The organism is Neptuniibacter marinus (genome assembly GCF_001597725.1).
GTDB classification, from domain to species: Bacteria; Pseudomonadota; Gammaproteobacteria; order Pseudomonadales; family Balneatricaceae; genus Neptuniibacter; species Neptuniibacter marinus.
Genome location: NZ_LUTR01000010.1, coordinates 43,085 through 65,904, shown reverse-complemented (window position 1 = coordinate 65,904; position 22,820 = coordinate 43,085). Strand labels below are relative to the sequence as shown.

The following is a 22,820-nucleotide window of genomic DNA, read 5'->3' as shown; positions in this document are numbered from 1 at the left end:
TTAAAGCGTGGTTGTCATGCGCTTTTTTTTTGAGTATCTCTCTCATATAAGGTTAAGGTCAAGGTAAATGAAAGCTGTTCAGGATCCTTTGCTCGGTTGTCTAGTTCATCTAAGTAAGCAAAATCATAAGCCTTCCACGCCTGAAGTGCTCTGTGAGGGCCTCCCTCTAGTTAATAATAAGTTAACGCCCAAACTCTTTGTGCGGGCGGCCAAACGAGCCGGTTTTGCTGCTCAAGTGTTGAAACGTTCACTCGATGATATCTCCCCAATGGTTCTTCCTGCCGTTTTGTTATTAGAAGGTGATAACGCCTGTGTTTTACAGGAGATTGATCAAGAAACTGGACAAGCGCTTATTGTGCAGCCTGAGAGTGGCGGTGAACATAAGGTAGATATTGAGCAGCTAAGAAATAGTTACCTTGGTTATGCTGTTTTTGTTCGTTTGGAATATCGCTTTCAGGAGCAAGTGTCAAAGCTGCTAGAGGGGCATAAAGGCCATTGGTTTTGGGGAACAATCAAGCGCTCATCTGCTATATATCGTGATGTTCTTATTGCCTCTTTTCTTATTAATCTATTTGTTATTGCCAATCCCCTGTTTGTTATGAATGTTTATGATCGTGTTGTACCTAACAATGCGATTGAAACATTATGGGTGTTGGCTATAGGTGTCTTCATTGTCTATTTGTTTGATTTTGGTTTGAAGATGCTACGTTCCTACTTTATTGAAATAGCAGGTAAAAAAGGTGATGTCATATTATCAGCCATCCTGTTTGAGAAGGTTCTGTCGTTAAAATATAGTGCATTACCTGCTTCGGTAGGCTCTTTTGCGAGTAACTTAAGAGAGTTTGATAGTATTAAGACCTTTTTAAGTTCTACGACTAATGTGGCTTTTATTGATCTGCCGTTCGCTATTTTGTTTTTAGTTGTTATTGGCTTTATTGGTGGCCCATTAGTCATTGTTCCATTGGCAATAATTCCTTTGATTATTTTGTTTTCGTTTATTGTGCGTCCTTACCTTAGAGAGACTGTAGAAAAAACATTTGCATCTAATTCACAAAAGAATTCTACGCTGATTGAAAGCTTAACCGCGATGGAAACGGTAAAGACCCAGCGCGCCAGCTCGTCGATGCAATTGAGCTGGGAGCAAGCTGTAGGTTATATCGCTAAATGGAGTTTGAAGTCGCGGATGTTGTCGGCATTGGTCGTCAATTTTGCATCCTTTGCTCAGCAGCTGACATCGGTAGGTATTATCATTACCGGTGTCTATCTGATTAGTGAACGAGAGATTACGATGGGGGCTTTAGTTGCCTGCGTTATGTTATCAGGTCGGGCTATTGCGCCTATGAGCCAAGTGGCCAATTTAGTGATCTCTTACCATCAAGCTTCAACGGCGTTAAAAGGCTTGAATGAAATTATGGAAATGCCATCTGAGCGTTCAGAAAACCAGCAGTTTGTTTATCGTGATGAATTAAAAGGTGCAATTGAGTTTAAAAATGTAAGTTTTGCCTATCCGGGTGAGCAGCAAAAGGCTCTGGATAATGTGTCTTTTAATGTTAAAGCGGGTGAAAAGGTTGCACTGATTGGGCGTATAGGGTCGGGTAAGTCTAGTATCGAGAAATTAGTCCTTGGCTTATATGATGTGACAGAGGGTTCCGTCCGTATTGATGGCTTAGATATTAATCAAATCGATCCTGTTGATCTGCGTCGGAATTTTGGTTATATGCCACAAGATATTATGTTATTTGCAGGGAGTGTACGTGACAATATTGTGATTGGTTCCCCTCAGACTGAAGACTCTAGGCTGGTAGAGGTAGCTAATCTATCAGGCGTATCGGATATGGTGAATAGACATCCGCAAGGCTTTGATATGTCGGTTGGTGAGCGTGGCGCATCTCTTTCGGGAGGGCAGCGTCAGGCCGTCGCCGTAGCGAGGTCTTTAGTGCATGACCCTAATGTTTTGATTTTAGATGAGCCTACGGCATCGATGGATAATGCTTCAGAAGAGCATATTAAATCTATGTTGAAAAAATACACTGCAGATAAAACGATGTTAGTGGTTACGCATAAAATGTCATTACTTTCTTTAGTTGATCGAATCATAGTTATGGACTCGGGCAGAGTTGTTGCTGACGGCCCTAAAGATGTTGTTTTAGATGCCTTGAAGCAAGGGCGTCTTCAGGTGCAGAAATGAGTACTATGAATCACAATAAAAAAGATCTTTCGTATATGTCTAGTGTGAGCGAAGCGATTGTGGAGCAAGCACCAAGAGGCGCTAGTATTCTACTATGGGCAATGGTTCTTTTCGTTATTATCGCTATAGGTTGGGCAATGTGGGCTGAGCTCGATGAAATTACTCGAGGTGATGGAGAGATTATACCTTCAAGCCAACTCCAAATTATAAAAACGTTGGAAGGGGGAGCCGTATCAGAAATTTTGGTTAAAGAAGGGGGGATTGTTGAAAAAGGGCAAGTGCTTTTGCGTATTGATGATGTCCGTTTCTCTAGTTCGTTAGAGGAAAATTTAGTTCGTCAGTATGAGCTTATTGCAAAAGCAGCACGCTTGAAAGCGGAAGCAGATAATGTGGAGTTTGTAAGTCCTAGTGACTTTCCGGGCAAGTATCAATCGATGGTTGAGCAAGAAAAATACCTTTATTCCACCCGTAAGGCTGAAATGCAAGCTGGTGTGGAAGGGCTAAAGCAGCAAATTGCTCAGCGAGGCCAAGAGTTAAAGGCTGCTAAATCTCAGGAGGGGCAACTTGCTCGGAGTTATAGTTTATTAAAGCGTGAACTTGATATAACTCGTCCTTTATTGAAAGAGGGGGTTATTTCCGAAGTAGAATTTTTGCGTTTGAAGCGTCAATTAAATGATCTACGAGGGGAGTTATCAGGTGTTCGGTTAAATATTCCTCGTATTGAATCAACCTTAAAAGAAACCAAGCAAAAATTAGGAGAGTTTGAGCTTCAGTATCGTAATGAGGCTCAAAAAGAGCTGAATGAAGTTAGTGCGGAAATATCTCGAATCACTCAAGCCTTGGCCGGTATGAATGATCGTATCGCAAAGGCTGAAGTAAAAGCTCCCGTGAAAGGGACAATTAAGCAGTTATTGGTTAACACTATTGACGGTGTTGTTCAGCCGGGTGATGAGTTATTAAATATTATTCCATGGGAAGACACATTGCTTGTTGAGGCGAGAATCAGGCCCTCGGATATTGCCAATATAGCACAAGGGCAAAAAGCCGTTATTAAAGTAACCGCTTATGATTTCTCGATTTATGGTGGCGTAGGTGCGGAGGTGGTTTTTGTCAGCCCTAGTACTATTCTAGATGAGGAGGGGGAGAGTTATTATCTCGTTCGTTTACAAACAGATCAGCCTTATATAGGCACGGCTTCAACTGAATTACCACTGATTGCAGGCATGACAGTAGGAGTTGATATCCTGACAGGAAAGAAAACGGTAATGGATTATTTATTAAAGCCGGTATTAAAAGCTAAAGAAAAAGCATTAACTGAACGTTGATTAAGATTTCTCTAATGGAAACAAAGGGTTGAGTTTAAAAGAAAACGTGTATTTAAATTATAGTCTAAGGATTACATCATGCATGTTTTTTTGTTATGAGGAGGGTGGGCGTTGTGGTAATTAGTTCTTTAGCTATAGAGCGAGCCTAAATACCTGAAGGTAAATCCGAGCGTCAGTCTAAAAAATTATAAAGCATGTTTATTGGGTGTGATTTAACAAAACCGGTTAAATAGGCTGATGCCACTCTGTATCGATATTATTATAAAATACTGGGGTGGCTAATGTGGATAGAGTAGTAAAAACAACTGGTTAAGCGCCTGATTATGGATTCAGTCAGCTTATGTTCAGTTATAAAAAGGATAGTCGTAATAACAATAATAAAGTTATGGTTATTTGTCTTTATTTCGTTGTAATGTACTTGTTATCATTTCTTAAGTTTATAATTGGAGCGATGGATTCTAGTAATTATGCAGTTATTCTTCATTAGTAACCGACCGAAGGTTCTGGAACGTTGGTATCACCTATTAGGTGATTGGAGTCCTGAGACGGTTGGCGCAAATGAAGTAGCAGCTAAGTTGGCAAATGGTGGTCTTTTACTGATGCATTTAAGCTCAGTTAATGACATTGAAAGTCAGCTTGTATTTAGTTATAAAAAAAATAATCCTAAAAGTATTTTAATTGTATGTACGGATACGCCTAATGAAGAAGAGGGTGTTGAAGTGTTGCAGTTGGGTGCAAATGGTTATACCAACACGTATGTAACAGGTTCACTGCTTTTAGAAGTGGTGAAGACTGTACTCCGTGGTGATATTTGGGCTGGCCCCGAATTATTACAAAAGTTGCTTCGGCGGCTATTACGTAATTTGCCTGCATCAAATAGTAAAGTGGACACCGCAGAGTCTGTAGATTGTTTTGAAGGATTAAGTAGTCGTGAGCAAGAGGTACTGTCAGTCTTAGTGACGGGTGCTAGTAATAAGGAAATTGCCCGCGAGCTTGACATTACTGAACGAACAGTTAAAGCCCACCTGAGTTCTATTTTTCAGAAAACAGGGGTTTCAGACAGAGTTTCGCTGGTCTTATTGGCCAGTAAATCGCCTTCTATGGCGGTTTAGCAGTAATGCGGTGGTGGCTACAAACTATTTATTAAATGAAGGCGGAAGATTTATGTTTAGGTCAATAGTTGCTGGTGTGCTTATAGGAACAGTGAGTGCGGTTTCCTATTCAGCCTCTTTGGAGGAGGTCGTTACACAGGGGTTATCACTCAACCCCAGTGTAAAACAAGCAATTAATTATCGTAATTCGGTGTACCAAGAAGTTAGGCAAGCCAAAGGAGGCTATCTGCCTACTGTCGATGTGTCAGCTGGTTATGGTTACGAATGGACAAATAACACGACTACCGGTGCTAACGGTTTGGACGATGTTGAATTAAAAAGGGGCGAGGGCGCTCTAAGCATCCGTCAAATGCTTTTTGATGGTTTTGCTACGGAAAGCGAAGTTAATCGTCAAAAAGCTCGCGCGTTGTCGGCTGATAAACGCCTGATTGAAACAGCTGAATCTTATGCGTTAGATGCCACTCGCGCTTATATTGAATTGAATCGTCGCAATGTTCTTTTTCAACAAGCTAAAGAAACCTTATTTAATCACGTTAAAATTTACGATCGAATTAAGCGCCGTTCCGAGTCTGGTTTAGGTGCGTTAGCTTCTATTCAGCAGGCTGAAGGTCGTCTAGCTTTAGCTGAAGTTAACGTATTGGCAGCTGAAAACAACTTATTGGATGCCAAGGCTAACTTTCAGCGGGTGGTAGGCGTTGCGGCTCCTGAAGAGATTATTTACCCTGAAGCGGCGAATATAACTATTCCTGAAACTGTTGTAGAAGCTACCGAGATGGCGATGAGTAATCATCCGACACTTCAAGTGGCTGAAGCTGACACGATGGCCGCCGTCGCTCAGTATAATGCAGCCAAACGTAATTATTATCCTCGCGTTGATTTTGAAGTAGACCGTACATGGAATAATGATTTAGATGGCGTTGATGGTATGAATGAAGACCTAACCGCTATGATTCGTATGAGTTATAATTTATACAATGGTGGCGCTGATCAGGCGAAAGTGCGTCAAACCCAGCACCAGATTGAGGAAGCAAAAGCAGTTCAGAGTAATGCTCACCGTGAGGTTATGCAGAGTGTTGAGTTGTCGTGGAATGCTTTTTCTATTTTAAGTCGCCAAGTTCCTTATTTAGAACAGCATGTTACCTCAAGCCAAGAGACGCGTAATTCATATCTAAAGCAGTTCAATATTGGTCAGCGTTCATTATTGGATCTATTGGATACTGAAAATGAGGTGTTTTCATCGAAAAACGATCTTACTAATGCGTTGCATGATCAATTAGTAGCTAAGTATCGTGTCGTTAATGGTATGGGTACGCTATTGGATAGCTTTAATCTTTCGTTACCCGAACCTAATTTGGGTGATGTAGAACCAAAAGATCAGTTAGCTGACGCTAAATAAATGAATAAATAAAGGCTAATAGAATTGTTCTATTATTGAAAAAGGTGTGTGAAGTTCATTACAATCACTCCCTAACCTTATTGTTTGAAAAAGGGTTGCCATTGGCAGCCCTTTTTTCTTTATGTGAAGTGCCAAAATGAAAGCTCATAAAATTAGCCAAGCCCCAATCCCAATGCGAACTGTTGGCCCTATTAAGATTAGTGGCCCTGTATTGGATGAAAAAATATCGGTGCCGTTGGCGACCTATGAAACACCGCTTTGGCCTTCTGTGGGTCGAGGAGCGCGGATCTCTGTATTAACTGAGGGAATTAAAACAACGGTAATTGATGAGCGTATGAGTCGCTCAATTCTCTTGGAAGCGGATGATGCCTGTGAAGCATTAAAAGCGTTGAGCTCAATTAAGGCTAGAATGGATGATATTAACGCTGTGGTGGCAACCAGCAGTCGTTTTGCAAAGCTGATAGATATGAATAGCCAGATTGTGGCGAATATGATCTACCTGCGGTTAGAGTTTACCACTGGGGATGCGTCGGGCCATAATATGGTAACTAATGCAGCGGATAAGATTATTCCTTGGATACTCAATGAATATCCCCAGCTACGGTATTCATCCATATCGGGTAACTATTGCTCAGATAAAAAAGCAACTGCGGTGAATGGTATTCTTGGCCGAGGCAAGTATGTTGTATGTGAAATTCTAATCTCACGTGAGCTCTGTGAACGGCGCTTAAAGACGACACCTGAGAAAGTGGTTGATCTTAATATTAAGAAAAACCTAATAGGTACTATGGTGGCCGGTGGTTTGCGGAGTGCTAATGCCCATTTTGCTAATATGCTATTAGCATTCTATTTGGCAACAGGTCAGGATGCCGCGAATATTATTGAAGGCTCTCAAGGGATAGTGCATGCAGAGGTGAGGGGGGATGATCTTTATTTTTCCTGTACTTTACCTAATCTAATAATGGGTTCTGTGGGGAATGGTAAAGGGATTGATTTTGTAGAAGATAATCTTGCGATGCTGGGCTGTAAAGAAGACAGGGCGCCAGGTGAAAATGCGCGTCGTTTAGCGGCTATTTGTGCCGCGACGGTGTTGTGTGGTGAGCTTTCTTTATTGGCGGCACAGACAAATCCAGGTGAGCTTATGGAAGCGCATCTTAAGTTGGAGCGATAATGACGGATCTAACCAATGACCGTAAACTTGAGCATATTCGAGCTATTGAGAATGATCCTTTAACCGATCGTTCAGGTCATTATTTTGATCAGATCAAACTGATGCATCGAGCTCTTCCTGAGATAGCGTTGGGGAAGGTAGATAGCTCCTGTGATTTCCTTGGAAAAAAGCTGAGCTTTCCTATGTTGATCTCATCAATGACCGGTGGAGATCATCAGCTTGTTAAACAGGTGAATCAGAATTTAGCTAAGGCGGCCCAAGTCTGCGGTGTTGCAATGGCTGTGGGTTCTCAGCGGGTGATGTTTACCGCGCCTTCCGCAAGAGCGAGTTTCCAATTACGAGATTTTGCCCCTGATGTGCCGTTGATTAGTAATATTGGTGCAGTACAACTGAATTGTGGTATGTCTGGTGAACAGGTCCAAGATGCGATCGATTGCTTGCAGGCTGATGGGCTTTATCTGCATTTGAACCCTTTACAAGAAGCGGTTCAGCCTGAAGGCGATACGGACTTTTCTAACTTAGGTAGTGCCATTGCCGAATTAGTTAACAAGTTGGATATCCCGGTACTTTTGAAAGAGGTGGGTAGTGGTTTGTCTCCAGCGGATATTGAGATTGGTCTGCAGGCCGGTATATCTATCTTTGATGTGGCAGGGAGCGGTGGTACCTCATGGAGTCGCATTGAACATCATCGTCGTCAAGACAGTAGTGACTTAGGGTTGAAGTTTCAAGACTGGGGTATTTCTACGCCAATGGCGCTGAAAATGGCAAATCCTTATACCGATCGTGCCACATTAGTTTCAAGTGGTGGCTTAAGGGATGGGATTGATATGGTTAAATCTGTTATACTCGGCGCCTCAATATGTGGCATGGCCGCTCCATTGCTGAAACCGGCGATGGAATCAAGCGAAGCGGTTGTCGCAGAAATAGAAAAAATTAAAACAGAATTCAGAACTGCTATGTTTCTGCTTGGTGCTCGGGATGTTGCCGCTTTATTTAATAACCCAGCCCATATTTTAGAAGCGCGTTAGGATCGAGACCCCATAATGTCAGTTGGTATTGACGAAATTAGTTTCTATACATCTAATTATTTTTTAGACCTGAGAACTCTTGCAGACGTTCAAAAGATTGAGTCTGGGAAGTATTATCAAGGCATTTGGCAAGAAAAAATGTCAATGGCCGCTCCAGATGAAGATGTTGTGACTATGGCTGCAAATGCAGCCAATCCATTAATTGATCGTGTCGGTGCAGATACGATCGGTACCTTGTTGTTCGCTACAGAAACAGGGATCGATCAGTCTAAAGCTGCTGGCGTTTATGTTCATCGTTTATTAGGGCTAAATTCAAATTGTCGTGTCGTTGAATTAAAGCAGGCTTGCTACAGCGCAACCGCTGCGGTTCAGATGGCGTGCGCTTTAGTTGCTCGTCAGCCGAATAAAAAAGTACTGGTTATCGCGTCTGATGTTGCCCGTTATGACCTGGATACTTCAGGTGAAGCGACCCAAGGCTGTGGTGCTGTAGCCATGCTCATCTCAACGAACCCTCGGTTAGTTGAAATTGACCCTGAAGTTGGAAATTACACCGAAGATGTAATGGATTTTTGGCGTCCTAACTATCGTACTACAGCTATTGTGGATGGTAAGTACTCCACCAAGATTTATTTAAAATCGCTTAAAAAGGCTTGGGAAAATTTTGTTGAAGTGAGTTCGTTAGCATTTAATGACTTTTCTCACTTTTGTTATCACCTGCCCTTTAGTCGAATGGCTGAGAAGGCACATAAGCATTTAGCTAAAGTGAATAAAGCGGGCTTGTCACTAGACCAAATAGAGCAGCAGGTTGAAGATACGCTGCACTACAATCGAGTGATTGGTAACAGCTATACGGCATCAATGTATATTGGCCTAACCTCGCTGCTAGAAAACTGTAAGGAAAACCTTGCGGGCCACAAAGTTGGCTTTTTTAGTTATGGTTCAGGGTGCGTAGCTGAGTTTTTCTCGGGCACTGTTGTGTCAGGTTATGAACAATGTCTACATACATTGACACATAAAAGTATGTTGGACGCGCGTCGAGAAGTAACCTATGACGAGTATCTCACGCTCTATCATTATCCTGACCCCAGAGATGGTGGGCATCATGATATTTCTGAGTCCACGACAGGACGCTATCGTTTAGCTGCAATCAGTGGTCATAAACGAGAATATGTTATCTGCTAAAGCTCCTGGAAAATTGATACTGAGTGGTGAACATTCAGTTGTCTATGGGGCGCCTGCCATTGCGCTAGCTGTGAACCATTTTGTCACAGCTAGCTATACTCCTTCGGATTCCGATACGTTAGCTATTACTTCCACTGTGTTGGGGCAGGATAGACGTACTTTTGAGCAACTAGCAACCTTAGTTGAGCATATAGATCAGCGTTTTGAGCGTTTTTTGTCTGGCGAACTTGCGGTTCAAGATATTTTAACTACCCCCCATGATCTTCTTTATTATACGGCGTTACAGTCAAATAGATTACGTGCTGGAAACATAATCATAAATAGTGAGATACCTAGCGGTGCAGGTATGGGGTCATCGGCTGCTGTCATAGCGAGTTTGCTTCAACTATTTGACCCCTCTTCCTCTATGCAAAAAGAGACTGCTGACCAGCAGATATTTTTCCAGAAAGTAAAATATTGTGAGCGTTTACAGCATGGTAGAGGTAGTGCTATAGATGCTGCTGCGGTGACTTATGGCGGGCTAATTAAAGTACAAGATCATCATGTAACGCCTTTATCTGTAGAGCTTGGAGAGGGATGGTATCATTTTCACTCGGGAGAGCCTTGTTGTTCAACGGGAGAAACAGTTGCGGAAGTACGGGAACGTTTTTCAAATCAGTCTCATCTTTGGGATCAATTTTCTGAAGTAACTCAAAGGGTTGAGATGAGTGTCAATCAACCTACAGAGATGCTTTCCGCAATTCGATTAAATCATCGTTTATTACAAGAAATTGGTGTTGTACCTTTATCGGTATCGCAGCTAATCGAGCGTATTGAAGCGCTAGGCGGCGCAGCTAAAATTTGTGGTGCAGGAGCTCATCGAGGTGAGGGGGCGGGGCAAGTGCTAGTGTATTTTCCTGAACAAAATACTGAGCTCTTAAGTGCACAGCTCGGCATTCAGTTAACACCTTTACAGCAACAATTAAGGGGCGCCCATCGTGCGTAAGATTCGTGCAAAAATACCCGGTAGCATTATGCTGATGGGTGAACATTCAGTGCTCTTTGGCGAGAGAGCATTGGCCTGTGCTGTAGATAAATATATTGTTGTTGAATTAACGCCTCTGTCAGAACCTGAAGTGGTAATTGATTCTGCTTTAGCGTATTACCGATCTGATTTAGCTCAGCTTACCGCTAATCCAAATTTAACTTTTGTGTTAGCTGCGATTGAATTGTTTGCGAGTCAGCTGCCAAATGGCTTCCGGTTAACTATTGAGTCAGAGTTTTCCCATAAGGTGGGATTGGGCTCTTCGGCGGCGGTAACAGCGGGTGTTGTAGCTGTTTTGTCCGCCTATGCTGAGCTTAAGGTAGATAATAAATCCTTATTTGAAAAAGCGTTAGCTGTCGTGCACAAAGTGCAAGATGGACGTGGTTCAGGTACAGATTTAGTTGCTAGCATATACGGCTCTATTGTCGCTTATAGTGTTAACCCTTGTTCAATTAAAAAGCTGCCCGCATGTCCTGCAATCTCTCTATTTTATGCAGGTTATAAGACAAAAACCCCAGATGTATTATGTAAAGTTGAGCAATTAAGTCGTGCTAATCCTGAGATATATCAACAGATTTATCAGCTAATGGGGCAAGTGACACTGAAAGCAGAACAAGCTGTTGTAGACCAAGATTGGCAGAACCTTGGCTGTCTGATGAACCATTATCAAGGCTTAATGGATGCGTTAGGCGTATCTGATCGCGTTATTTCAGATATGGTTTATCGATTACGATCCGGTACAGATGTGCAAGGCGTTAAAATATCAGGTTCTGGTTTAGGTGATTGCGTATTAGCTTTAGGGCAGGTGACAGATGTAACTATGCCTTATGAACAGATAGAGGTTGCAGTATCAGAACAAGGAGTGAGTCTTGAGTATCTCTAAAAAGGATGTGATCGCAAATTACCTGCCGAAAAGAACAGAGGCAGGGCTAAAAGCTGAGGCATTTGCGCCTAGTAATATTGCGTTATGCAAATATTGGGGGAAACGAGACGTAGAGCTTAATCTGCCTATTAATGGATCTTTGTCTATTTCGTTAGGTGAGCTGGGCAGTCATACATCAATAAATGAGTCTGACACAGGAGAGGATCAGGTTTATTTAAACGATGAGTTGCTTGAACCAGATAGTAAGTTTGCCAGTAAAGTGATTAGGTTTATTGAGCTGTTTCGGCGAGATCTAGATCAGCCTATTACTGTGAGGACTGTAAATAATATTCCTACAGCGGCAGGTTTGGCATCATCTGCATCGGGCTTTGCTGCTTTGACTTTAGCGGTAAATGACTTTTATCGTTTTGGGTTGAAGAAAGAACATCTATCAGCTTTTGCTCGCATGGGGAGTGGCAGTGCTTCTCGTTCCATTTACCAAGGTTTTGTTGAGTGGCATTTAGGTGTTCGAACAGATGGTATGGATAGTTGTGCTGAGCCTTTAGCTGCACAATGGCCTGGATTTAGGATTGGTCTGTTAAAAGTTGCAACCGGCGAGAAAAAAATAGATTCCCGTTCAGGTATGCAGCGCACAGTTGAATCCGCACCACTTTATAACTCATGGCCGAAGCAAGCTGCCAATGATTTGAGGGTGATTAAAGAGGCTATTAAGAATCGGGATCTAGAATTATTAGGTCAAACTGCGGAGCAGAATGCCTTATCTATGCATGCCACTATGATAGGTTCTTGGCCGCCCTTACTTTATTGGCAGCCCGAGTCTGTTGCAGCAATGCATAGATTATGGGAATTAAGAGCATCGGGTGTTCAGGTTTACTTAACTATGGATGCGGGTCCCAACTTAAAGTTGATTTTCCATAGTGAGTCTGAAGCTCAAGTAAGAGATGCTTTTCCTGAGTTAATGGACGTAGATATTGTTGCGCCGTTTGGATAAGTTATCTGTGATCCCTGATGCCTAATCGAGATTTGTTAGCGTTGGAATCGACAACGGGGTTTATATTAACGCGTCAGCAACAGGATAGTCCTACTGGGATTGTGCTTACCTACTGGGTTCGCACAATAGATCAAGTTTTTCCTGTTACGATTCCTAATCAAGAGACGATTTTCTTTGTCTTAGATGAGCAGGTTGAAGAGGTCGAACGCATATTAATGCGTTTTTCAGGTTGGCGAATAGTTAAGCTTGAATTAACTGACCTTAATTATAAAGGGGTGCACGGCCTCTATTGCCGTAGCCTTAAAGTCATGCGGCAAATCGTGGATCTTTTGCGATTGTCAGGCATTGTGATGATGGAGGAAGATATTCGCCTTACTGATCGCTTTTTAATGGAGCGGTTTATTCAAGGTGGTGTTGCCATTACGCAATGCGCCTCCCAATTTAAGCTTAAACCTGCAGAAGTATTCCCTCGTTTTCGAATTCTCTCTATCGACTTAGAAACCACTATGCGCGCCGATAAAATATTATCGGCAGCCTTTTATGCAGATGACTTTCGCTTAGTGTTAATGCTTGGGGAAGGGGAAGATAAGGCAGAAATAAAATACTATCCTAGTGAAAAATCACTTTTACTTGCTTTTATTGATGTAGTTGAACGATATGATCCGGATATTTTTATAGGTTGGAATGTTGTTGGTTTTGATTTTAGGGTCCTTAAAAATAGAGCTGATGCATTGCATATTGCTTTACGTTTAGGTCGTGATAAGCAGCCAATACAGTTACATGAGTCAGGTCAAGGGAAGTTATTTATCCGTATGGCGGGGCGCATGGTGTTGGATGGTATAGACACTCTTAAAGGTGCGACCTACCAATTTGAAAGCTTCTCCTTAGAAAATGTTTCCCGTCAGATGTTGGATCGTGGCAAGTTGATTGACCATGTCGAGGTTCGAGGGGATGAAATTCAACGGCTTTTTCGTGATGATAAAGAAGCTTTAGCCCGCTATAACCTCGAAGATTGTAAGTTGGTTTGGGATATTTTTGAGAAAGCAGATCTGATCAATTATCTTATTGAGCGAGCCCGTTTGACTGGATTGTCTTTAGATAAAGTAGGAGGCTCAGCGGCCGCTTTTGATAACCAGTATTTACCTCATCTTCATCGCAAAGGCTATGTTGCGCCGGAATACGCATCGGGAGTTTCAGGGCTAAGTGCACCTGGTGGATATGTTATGGATTCCCGTCCAGGACTATACAGCCATGTACTTGTTCTGGATTTTAAAAGCCTATACCCGAGTATTATTCGTACGTTTAAAGTAGATCCCTATGGTTTAGCTGAAGGACTAAAAGAGGATAGCCTCCCAGAAGATCTATTACCTGGATTCAATCATGCTATTTTTTCGCGTAGCAAGACGATTCTCCCTGAGTTAATTGAAACCTTGTGGGCCGCTAGAGATCAGGCTAAACGGTCGAAAAATGCCGCACTCTCTCAGGCAATAAAAATAATTATGAACTCGTTTTATGGCGTGCTTGGTTCAAATGTTTGCCGGTTTTATGATCAAAGGTTATCAAGTTCTATTACACTGAGAGGACATGAAATACTGACAAAAACTGCTGAGTGCATAGAGGATAACTTTGGTTTCAAAGTAATCTATGGCGACACCGACTCTGTCTTTGTGTGGTTAGGCGATGACTTTTCTACTGAAAATGCAGATAAAAAAGGTGAGTTGTTAGCTGAATTTTTAAACGGCTGGTGGCGAGAAAACTTACAGCAGCGCTTTCAGTTAGATACTCAATTGGAGATAGAGTACGAGACACACTATAGCCGCTTTTTAATGCCGACCATAAGACACTCTGAAAAAGGTTCAAAGAAGCGTTATGCGGGATTAAAGCGTCTGTCTGATGGTTCTGAGCGGATGGTTTTTAAAGGGTTGGAAAATGTACGAACAGATTGGACTCCGCTTGCTAGAGAGTTGCAAGAGAACTTGTATGAACGCGTATTTAAAGGGCAGGAGTGGAAGTCACTTTTAAAACATATAGTGGAGCAGCTGAAACAGGGAGAGGTTGATGCAAAGCTTGTGTATCGAAAACGGATCAGGCAGCGCCTAGATCAATATGTCAAAAATAAACCGCCCCACGTTCAAGCAGGCTTAAAAGCTGAGCGCGAATATGAACAGCTTGATCAGCCAAGTCCGTACCGTTCGGGAAGTTACATCGAATATGTAATAACGGTTAATGGCCCAGAACCAGTCGAGTTTGTGAGGTCTTCATTGGATTACCAGCATTACCTAGAGAAACAGATTCGGCCGGTAGCTGAGGCAATTATGCAGTTTTTAGGTGAGGATTTTGATGACTTAGTCGCACCGCAAATTAAACTGTTTTAATCTTTTTGCGGAAAAATAGGCAGCTTTCGCCCGCTTTTATGCGGTGACATCTAGCAGTGAACCTAATGGGCTTAGAGGGTCGGTACGTAACTTTCCGGGTGCAGTGACTTCTAACAGTTGCATCACTTGCTCGCCCGTTTTCTCAATTTGGTTGTTAGCCATTTCTGCAGATTTTATCGAGTGGTTAGTGGGTACTGTATGCTCACTAGCGACCGCTGCACTGCTACTGATTTCATTTATTTCCATTTCTAACCTTTTGCCTTGATCGTGGGATTAGGTTGTCATTCCTCTGCGAAGTTTTTTCTTTCTGTTTAAAAAGAGGTAATAAAATTATCGGCTGAAAGTGTAGATACTTGAGTGCTGCTTTAGGTTTCACTGTGTTTAAACCTTAGGAAATCGATTCAAAGGGTGACTTTTTGGGCAGGAAACACTATTTTGGAACTAAGCCTCAAGAATGATTTAAAAACCAGAATATACAGTTCATGCTTATCTGGATTTTTTAGGCTTTAAATTAACTTCATTTTGCTTTACTAAAAATTAAAATTAAAAGGGTCAGGGATAATGAAACAGAAACAAAGCGTTACTCGCAAAGTTCTAATTGGATTAATTGCAGCATCAGGCATGTTGTCTAGTACTGCTTTTGCGGCGGGTAATATTAATATCGAAGAAACTGCAAACCTTAATGTTAAGCCTGCTGGTGTATGGGCTTTAGTGGGTGATTTTAATAGCCTGAACCGTTGGCTTCCAGGTATTGTTGCCAGCGATCGCACAGGTGATACTCGTGTATTGACATTAGGTGATGGCGGCAAAGTTACTGAAATTCTTCTAGAAGAAGATAATGTAAATCACTCTTATCGCTATGCGATCACCGACTCTCCATTGCCTGTTTCTGATTATGAAGCGCAAATCACCGTTAAGCCAAATGGCAAAGGCGGCTCTGTAATGACTTGGAAAACAAGCTTTAATGCTGCGGGCCTATCAGATAAAGAAGCGGAAGATGTTATGCGCGGTGTGCTTCAAGCTGGTGTAGGAAATCTGGAAAAACTTTATAACTAATTAAACATTTTCCTATTTAAAAAGAGCGATTTCTGAAAAAGGGATCGCTCTTTTTTTATGTCTATTATCTGCTAGATAGCCTAAAGCACCGAGATCACACGAACACTGTTTACCTGAATATGACCTAAAATTCACTGACTTGTTATTTCCCATTTAGATTATTACAAGCCGTTCAAGGCTTAGCTTATAAATAGCGGATGCATTCAATTCAAAAAGTAGTTCAGGATAAAATTAAGAGAAATGTTAAACTGATAACGGGTCTGTCCAGAAGGCTATTCGTATCATCTATTATGTCTATTAAAAAAACAGGTTCGGATGTTAAGGGTCTTAGTCAGCAGTTAAGTCTAAAGCTGCAACAAGATATCTTATACGGCGATATTTGCCCCGGCCATAAGCTGACCTCTCAGCGAGAGCTTGCTTCTACTTATCAAGTTTCTAGGTCTACAGTGCGAGAGGCAATACAAGATCTTGAGCTGAAAGGAATGGTGAAGACCTATCCGGGTGGAGGATCTGTTTGTCTCAATTTACTTGAACCTCACTTAGATATGCCGTTGGGAGGATTAGGACATAGCTTGGAGTTTCAATTACAAGTGATGGAGATGCGGGCTGCTTTGGAAGGAGAGGCTGCATTTTATGCAGCTTTAAGAGCAACAGATGAGCAGCTAGAAAAAATAGAGCAGGAATACCAAATTGTACATGCGCGTTCGAGTGGCGTGACCACCTTAGCTAAAGCGAAAGCAGATCTTCGTTTCCATATGATGATCGCTGAAGCAAGTCATAATGTTTTAGTAATGTCCTTTAGCCAGATTTTTTATGATCGCTATTTTAATGCTATTTATGGCGTACTTGATCTCACACTGAAAAAATTTGGGCGATACCCTGATCGCATTGGTGCCCAGCATACACAGATCTATCAAGCTCTAATGAATAGAGATGCGCCGCTTGCAAAAAAAATAGCCACAGAGCATATCAACTATACACGTAGTCAGTTGGAAGGCGCTGGTTAATCTAGGTGTGCCTGTTTTTCCCATCCAGTACTGTTTTATTGCCCTATACTTATTCACATTATGTTTTTTTCAATCAATCTTAGCTTTCTTGATTTATCTGGTCAGACCAGTTGGCGTGTCTGTCTATTTTTGCTTTGAAATAGAGTTTAGTGTGTCTTGCATAAGTTTTAATGGTGGCCTGTATTCGATGATAATTTATCCCGAAACGTTGGTCCGATTAGTGGATTAGCCAAGCATTGCCTGAAACTGCTTATTGGTTGATTCGTATAACAATAAAAAGAACGTCACCTTCATTAACAAGGGCGGGTAAATGTCTCAAGAAATTATTAATGCCGATGTTAAGGGCGCACAATCCAATACGATTAAATGCCTGAATATATCTGAAAAGAAAGTAGGTTTATTTGTCACCTGCTTAGTCAACACTATGCGACCATCGGTAGGTTTTGCTTCTCTAAAATTACTGGAGGAGGCTGGATGTACCGTTGAAGTTCCGGAGCAGCAGTCATGTTGCGGTCAGCCTGCTTTTAATTCGGGTGATGATGAGGGAACACGTCAGATAGCCTATCAGACGATTAAACAGTTTGAGAATTTTGATTATGTTGTTGTGCCTTCAGGCTCATGTGCTGCAATGATCAAAAAGAATTTTATTGAGGTTTTTAAAGATCAACCAGAATGGCTTGCACGAGCACAGCATTTGGCTGACATAACTCATGAGCTGCTTTCATTTTTAGTGGATGTTTGTGAATTTGAATCCAGCGGTATTGAGCTTGAAGGATCATACACGTACCACGATAGCTGCTCAGGTTATCGAACGCTCCATGTTTATGAGCAGCCTCGAAAGATGTTGGCTAATGTTAAAGGCTTAGAGCATAACCCGCTGAATGGCCACTCTGAATGCTGTGGCTTTGGTGGAACATTTTGTGTGAAGTATTCCGATATCTCTAATGAGATTGTTGCAGAGAAAACTGAAAATATTCTAGCGACTGAAGCGGATTACTTGCTGGGTGGTGATATGGGTTGCTTAATGAATATGGCGGGAAAGCTGAATCGAGAAGGCCATAAAGAGATAAAAGCGCTACATACGGCGGAAGTGCTAGCAGGCTTAGCTCCACAGATTTTGGGAGATGAAAATGCAAGCAAATAAACCGGAAAATTTCTACCAGAACGTTAAAGATGCGCTTGCACAACCGGATCTGAAAATGATCATTCGGCGCACGACCGATAAAGCAGAAGCAAAACGTGCGGAGGCGATTGCTAACTTCCCAGGGTTTGAAAATGCCCGTAAACAGGGGCAGAAAGTCAAAGACCATACGATTAAGTATATGGATCACTATTTGGCTGAGTTCGAGAAAAATGCGTTGGCACAAGGGACTATCATTCATTGGGCCAGTACCGCAGAAGAAGCGTCAAAGATTGTTTTAGATATTTGCCGTCAGCATGAAGCGAAGAAAGTGACACGTAGTAAATCGATGCTAGGTGAAGAGATCGGTTTGTCCCATGCGTTAGATAACTCAGGGATAGAGCGAGTTGAAACGGATCTGGCTGAACATATTATTCAGTTGGCGGGTGATCCCCCTTCGCATATTGTCTGGCCTGCGATGCACCGTAGTCGGGAAGATGTTATTAAACTCTTCCGCGAATACCATAAAGACCCTACTTATTCTGAAGAGATTATTGATCTAGTGCGCAGCGCGCGTCGAGATCTTCGCACTAAGTTTTTAACCGCAGATATTGGTATCAGTGGTTCTAACTTTTTACTGGCGGATAGCGGTTCATCTTGTACCGTTACTAACGAAGGTAATGCGGAGCTAACGATTACGCCGCCTAAGGTCCATATTGTGACGGCGGGTATTGAAAAATTAGTACCATCAATGGCTCATGCGGTACCTTTATTGCGATTGCTGACCCGTTCGGCGACTGGGGGGGAAATTACCCAGTATATTACTTTTCATAACGGACCTAAGCGCCAGAATGATGCGGATGGGCCTGAAGAGTGCCATATAGTTTTAGTCGATAATGGCCGTACCAAAATGTTGGCTGACGGTATGGAAGAGATGCTGCGTTGTATACGTTGTGGCGCTTGTATGAACCATTGCGTGGTTTATAAACATATTGGCGGTCATGCCTATGGCTCTGTTTACCCAGGTCCGATGGGGTCAGTGTTAACACCCCATTTAAATAGCCTGGAAGTGGCGAATAAACAGACCCATGCCTGTACCTTAAACGGACGTTGTGAAGAGGTCTGTCCGGTTAATATTCCTCTCCCTAAATTATTACGTTCGCTACGCGCCCAGTCGTGGGATAAGAAGTACGAACCGTTAACAAACCGTTTTGTTGTAAAAGCTTTCGCCGCTTTAGCTAAACGCCCTAAGCTCTTTCAATTGGTTTCCTCTTGTGGCGTGATCTTTATGAGGTTATGTAGTCGTCAGGGGTGGATTAAATCAATGCCATTAGCAGGTGGTTGGACGCGTAATCGTGATTTGATTGAGCCAGAATCAAAAACCTTTATGCAGCAATATAAAGCAATGAAAAAAGCCAAAAGTGATGGTGCGTAAATAATGAATAAACAAAAAAGTGAAATGAGTCGAGCTAATATCTTTAGTGCGATCAAAGCCGCAGCACCCACTACTTCAATGGATGTAAATACCATTCAGAATGAAGCGCTTGAAATTTTAGGTGAAAGTGAGTTTGCACGTCCTGCCCTATTAGCTGAAGATGCAGCTGAAGCATTGACGCTAAGAATTGAAGCGGGTCTAGTTATAGGCACCAGCTGCGAAAAGATTGCTTCCCTTGATCAGTTACCTGATTCTGTTAATCAGTTTTTAGCTAAATATGCTTTACCTGCGGAGCTTAAGGTTCAGGAGATAGAGCGATTAAAAGCACTAAATTGGCAGGGTATTACAACAGAAGTCGATATTAAAAACGATAATACTGTTGGGCTATGTTGGGCGGAGTATGGTATAGCGGAAACGGGTACGTTTGTCGTTCATTCTGGGCCGGATATGCCTATTCTTCTTAATTTTTTGCCTTTGTATCTTCTTGCTGTTATCCCGAAATCGAAAATACTCCCTTATATGGATGACTATGCTCTAATTGCAGGTGAGATAGCTAGAAAGGGGGGAACGCCACGTAATATGTGTCTTATTTCTGGTGTGAGTGGGACTACGGATATTGAAGGTGTACTTATTCAAGGGGCGCACGGCCCTGAGGTTTTACATATCGTCATTATTGAAGACCAATAGGTATAAAAGTCTTAAGCACAGATAATTCTGTTTAAGCATTAAAAAAAAGAGAATCATGTTGATTCTCTTTTTTTTGCACGGGTACTTATAGTTAAGTAACGTGGGGACTATGTATTTGTATTATAAGTCGACAGCTTGAACGGTGTTTTTTGAGTGCGCGATACGAATGGTATGCACTGCAAATTATTACAATATAGCGAAATAAACCAATGGTTCTTTACTAGAATTTAGTATCCCACCCATAATAAATAACGTTGGATTCTGACACTATGCCTTATTTCGGAAAAAAGGTTTAGCCTCTAGCTGCTGCCATGTTAAGCATTACTTCATTCGCAACAGTCAGTGTGGCGGCGGGAAGCGGACCTGAGCCTGAGAACATTCTATTGTGATTTCAAAGATGGGAACACGGATCGAACATCCTAACGCAAGCCTTGCGTATTGACTCGCGGGTCCTCGCAACAGATATGATTACATTGGGTGCGTCAGCTTTTGCTAACGTGAAGCTTGATGATAGTGACGATGACCAAAGCATTGGCACCTTAACTAGTGTTAGTAATGGTTACGCCAAGCAGGGACAGATATAAGTTGACGCAGCCTTTACCGAAGATACCGCTTTGCGTTTAGGTCGCTGGGTGACCTCTAAAGCCCTACTTAATGATAACGGTGTAACGCCTTCCTTTTACAGAGGACTCCACTTTATTTAATTGTTACAACCCCACTCCTTATTAAGCTGTTAGCGCGACTTTAGATGTTCTTGCAGCCATTTTTTTGGCGTAATTCCAAAATGTTTTTTAAATACTTTGGCTAAAGAGGAAGAGTTTTCATAGCCTACTTCGTTAGCAATGAGGCTTACGGGTTTATTTTGTTGCAGTAAGCCTTTTGCCATAGCCATGCGTAAGCTGGTTACATAACCCATGGGTGCTTGCCCGACGGTTTCTTTAAACACTAAGGCAAACTTTGAGCGAGACATAGCGGCAGACTCCGCCATCTCTTCAAGACTCCACTCTCGTTCAGGTTGCTTTTGAATCGCCTCGATCAAACGGGCAAGTTGAGGGTGAGATTGCGCTGCAATAAGGCCTAACTCTATGGTCCCTTGTTCAACAACCTTGCGTAATGTTTGGACCATAAAAATATCGCACAGGCGATCAATCATTATTTTACGCCCTTGTTTTTCAGCAAAGCCTTCCATAAAAATTTTCTCGACTGTGTCAGTGGTTTCTTGTTCCTCTAGTTTATTAAAATAGAGAAATTTAGGGAGATGACTAATCAACTGTTTGTGTTGGGAGGAGGGCAGCTTGATCGCAGCACAAATCATCTGAGCATCTTCTGATTTAGCTATTTCGATTTGGTGGCTGATTCCATTAGGGAAAAAGATCACTGAACCTGCATGCATCTTAAGGCTATGTTCTTGTTCAGTCTTGAGCGTTAATGATCCCGATTGTACTAAATGTAGAAAGCCCGATTCTTCATTATCGTCAAAGCGTTGAATTCCGCATAAATTGCCACTAAAAAAAACTTCCGCATTGATCTCTAAGTTTTGCAGTAAGTGACTTAATTTATCCATGAACACCCCCTTTTGGACGATTGGCGCTTTTTTGCAGATGAATGGAGGCCTTTCCATTCTTAATTGTCCGTAATCTATACCTCAACAACAACGGGACAGATTTCTTTTGTCTAGTTTGTTTATTTAACCATTAAATGAGGAAAAAGGTATGAAAGTTTCTAAAACACTAAAGTTAGCAACAGCAGCTGGTGCGCTTTTACTAAGCAGCATGAGTTTTGCAGCTTCTGTGAATATTGGCACAAACGATGTAGCGATTCACGGTTACGATCCTGTTGCATATTTCACAAAAGATAAAGCTGTGGAAGGCTCCGCTAAATATACGGCTACACATGATGGCGCAATTTATCGTTTCGCAAGTGCTAAAAATCGCGACCTGTTTAATGCCGATGCTGATCGATATGCACCACAGTTTGGTGGTTATTGTGCAATGGGTGTTGCGCTTAATAAAAAGTTAGATGTGGATCCTCAGGCGTTCTACATTCAGGAAGGTAAGCTTTATCTTAATTTGAATAAAGATGTACAGAAAAAATGGTTAACAGATGTACCGGGCCATGTGAAATCGGCTGATCGTATTTGGGCGGGTATTGAAGATCTTTCAGTGGCTGTCACAAACGCAGAAGATTAATTCCTGATGTCTAAGTCTGAATTGACATTTTCAGCGACTGGGCACGACTACTCTGAACCTTTAGCGTTGATCTGTTTCAGCGCTAATTGGTGCGGACCTTGTCAGCAAATGGTGCCCATTATGAAAAAGCTTGCTGAAAAATATGCAGGTCAACTTCGCGTATTGAAAGTCGATGTTGATCAACAGCCGGAACTCTCAAATAAGTTCAATATTCGTGCGGTTCCAACCTTAGTTTTTCTAAGTAAAGACGCAGAGCTGGATCGGCAGATGGGGTCTATAGCCTATCAACAGATTAGCCATATGGCCGAGCAGCATCTAGCTAACTTTAAATAAAGTGGAGAAAAGTTATGGACAGTAAACAACGTATAGCCACTGCAGCGCTAGCCGTAGCGCTGGCATCAGTAGCAACCCTTCCTGCAGCTAATGCCGCAGGTAAAGAAAAGTGTTACGGCGTGGCATTAGCCGGCCAAAATGATTGTGGCAATCTGGCTGGGACGCACTCGTGTGCAGGTCAAGCAAAGGTAGATAACGATCCTGGTGAATGGAAGCTCGTAGCAAAAGGTACCTGTGAAGATATGGGTGGCATGTTAAAGGCTGAAGCGAAAGAGCGCTATCAAGCGCAGAAATAGCTGTTCGGTTACTGCAAAGTAA

General features: G+C 42.2%; 21 protein-coding genes. 19 read left to right on the top strand and 2 right to left on the bottom strand.

From position 1 onward, the window contains the following. Positions 1-67: 67 nt before the first annotated feature. The 11 genes from A3774_RS08960 to A3774_RS08910 all read left to right on the top strand — a co-directional run bounded on the left by A3774_RS08960 (position 68) and on the right by A3774_RS08910 (position 14,675). Positions 68-2,188, top strand: coding sequence for a type I secretion system permease/ATPase (locus A3774_RS08960; protein WP_067866362.1), 2,121 nt, complete (start codon positions 68-70; stop codon positions 2,186-2,188). Next, positions 2,185-3,513, top strand: coding sequence for an HlyD family type I secretion periplasmic adaptor subunit (locus A3774_RS08955; RefSeq protein ID WP_231867965.1), 1,329 nt, complete (start codon positions 2,185-2,187; stop codon positions 3,511-3,513). Before A3774_RS08960 ends, A3774_RS08955 begins: the two co-directional genes overlap by 4 nt. Positions 3,514-3,980: 467 nt before the next feature. After that, positions 3,981-4,625 (top strand): response regulator transcription factor, encoded by a 645-nt coding sequence (locus A3774_RS08950; RefSeq protein WP_067866360.1) that lies wholly within the window; start codon positions 3,981-3,983, stop codon positions 4,623-4,625. A 52-nt stretch (positions 4,626-4,677) separates the two neighbouring features. Further along, positions 4,678-6,021: a TolC family outer membrane protein gene (locus tag A3774_RS08945; RefSeq protein ID WP_067866441.1), complete on the top strand. Its 1,344-nt coding sequence runs from the start codon at positions 4,678-4,680 to the stop codon at positions 6,019-6,021. 136 nt (positions 6,022-6,157) lie between these two features. Beyond that, entirely contained in the window at positions 6,158-7,192 is a 1,035-nt protein-coding gene (locus A3774_RS08940) for a hydroxymethylglutaryl-CoA reductase (RefSeq protein WP_067866357.1), read from the top strand. Further along, a complete protein-coding gene (fni, locus tag A3774_RS08935) occupies positions 7,192-8,220 on the top strand; it encodes a type 2 isopentenyl-diphosphate Delta-isomerase (protein ID WP_067866355.1) in 1,029 nt (342 codons plus the stop codon). The genes A3774_RS08940 and fni overlap by 1 nt, the downstream gene beginning before the upstream one ends. A gap of 15 nt (positions 8,221-8,235) precedes the next feature. After that, positions 8,236-9,402, top strand: a complete 1,167-nt coding sequence (locus A3774_RS08930; RefSeq protein WP_067866353.1) for a hydroxymethylglutaryl-CoA synthase — start codon at positions 8,236-8,238, stop codon at positions 9,400-9,402. After that, positions 9,389-10,387 (top strand): mevalonate kinase family protein, encoded by a 999-nt coding sequence (locus A3774_RS08925; RefSeq protein ID WP_067866351.1) that lies wholly within the window; start codon positions 9,389-9,391, stop codon positions 10,385-10,387. The genes A3774_RS08930 and A3774_RS08925 overlap by 14 nt, the downstream gene beginning before the upstream one ends. Further along, the gene (gene mvk / locus A3774_RS08920; RefSeq protein WP_231867964.1) at positions 10,380-11,309 is read left to right on the top strand and encodes a mevalonate kinase; all 930 of its coding nucleotides are present in this window, start codon (positions 10,380-10,382) and stop codon (positions 11,307-11,309) included. The genes A3774_RS08925 and mvk overlap by 8 nt, the downstream gene beginning before the upstream one ends. Next, positions 11,296-12,300 carry a diphosphomevalonate decarboxylase gene (gene mvaD / locus A3774_RS08915; RefSeq protein WP_067866349.1) on the top strand — a complete coding sequence of 335 codons (1,005 nt, stop codon included), beginning with the start codon at positions 11,296-11,298 and terminating at the stop codon, positions 12,298-12,300. Before mvk ends, mvaD begins: the two co-directional genes overlap by 14 nt. A gap of 17 nt (positions 12,301-12,317) precedes the next feature. Continuing rightward, a complete protein-coding gene (locus A3774_RS08910) occupies positions 12,318-14,675 on the top strand; it encodes a DNA polymerase II (RefSeq protein WP_067866346.1) in 2,358 nt (785 codons plus the stop codon). 36 nt (positions 14,676-14,711) lie between these two features. Here A3774_RS08910 and A3774_RS08905 read toward each other — a convergent pair whose 3' ends face one another. Next, complete coding sequence (locus tag A3774_RS08905) at positions 14,712-14,921, bottom strand: hypothetical protein (RefSeq protein ID WP_067866344.1); 210 nt, start codon at positions 14,919-14,921, stop codon at positions 14,712-14,714. A 315-nt stretch (positions 14,922-15,236) separates the two neighbouring features. On the opposite strand from A3774_RS08905, the gene A3774_RS08900 reads away from it, so the two are divergent. The 5 genes from A3774_RS08900 (at position 15,237) to A3774_RS08880 (ending at position 19,980) form a co-directional block, all read left to right on the top strand. Then, positions 15,237-15,731 (top strand): SRPBCC family protein, encoded by a 495-nt coding sequence (locus tag A3774_RS08900; RefSeq protein ID WP_067866342.1) that lies wholly within the window; start codon positions 15,237-15,239, stop codon positions 15,729-15,731. 290 nt (positions 15,732-16,021) lie between these two features. Then, complete coding sequence (locus tag A3774_RS08895; protein ID WP_067866340.1) at positions 16,022-16,738, top strand: FadR/GntR family transcriptional regulator; 717 nt, start codon at positions 16,022-16,024, stop codon at positions 16,736-16,738. Positions 16,739-17,048: 310 nt separating this feature from the next. After that, positions 17,049-17,882 (top strand): (Fe-S)-binding protein, encoded by an 834-nt coding sequence (locus tag A3774_RS08890; protein ID WP_075107941.1) that lies wholly within the window; start codon positions 17,049-17,051, stop codon positions 17,880-17,882. Beyond that, positions 17,869-19,293, top strand: coding sequence for a lactate utilization protein B (locus A3774_RS08885; RefSeq protein ID WP_067866338.1), 1,425 nt, complete (start codon positions 17,869-17,871; stop codon positions 19,291-19,293). Before A3774_RS08890 ends, A3774_RS08885 begins: the two co-directional genes overlap by 14 nt. 3 nt (positions 19,294-19,296) lie before the next feature. Beyond that, the gene (locus tag A3774_RS08880; protein WP_067866336.1) at positions 19,297-19,980 is read left to right on the top strand and encodes a LutC/YkgG family protein; all 684 of its coding nucleotides are present in this window, start codon (positions 19,297-19,299) and stop codon (positions 19,978-19,980) included. A gap of 733 nt (positions 19,981-20,713) precedes the next feature. On the opposite strand, the gene A3774_RS08875 is transcribed toward A3774_RS08880, so the two are convergent. Next, positions 20,714-21,544 (bottom strand): AraC family transcriptional regulator, encoded by an 831-nt coding sequence (locus A3774_RS08875; RefSeq protein WP_067866334.1) that lies wholly within the window; start codon positions 21,542-21,544, stop codon positions 20,714-20,716. Positions 21,545-21,692: 148 nt separating this feature from the next. On the opposite strand from A3774_RS08875, the gene A3774_RS08870 reads away from it, so the two are divergent. The 3 genes from A3774_RS08870 to A3774_RS08860 are packed head-to-tail and all read left to right on the top strand — an operon-like array spanning position 21,693 to position 22,798. Further along, the gene (locus A3774_RS08870) at positions 21,693-22,169 is read left to right on the top strand and encodes a YHS domain-containing (seleno)protein (protein ID WP_067866332.1); all 477 of its coding nucleotides are present in this window, start codon (positions 21,693-21,695) and stop codon (positions 22,167-22,169) included. A gap of 6 nt (positions 22,170-22,175) precedes the next feature. Continuing rightward, positions 22,176-22,502, top strand: coding sequence for a thioredoxin family protein (locus tag A3774_RS08865; protein ID WP_067866330.1), 327 nt, complete (start codon positions 22,176-22,178; stop codon positions 22,500-22,502). A 14-nt stretch (positions 22,503-22,516) separates the two neighbouring features. After that, positions 22,517-22,798, top strand: coding sequence for a BufA1 family periplasmic bufferin-type metallophore (locus A3774_RS08860; protein ID WP_067866328.1), 282 nt, complete (start codon positions 22,517-22,519; stop codon positions 22,796-22,798). Positions 22,799-22,820: the final 22 nt, after the last annotated feature.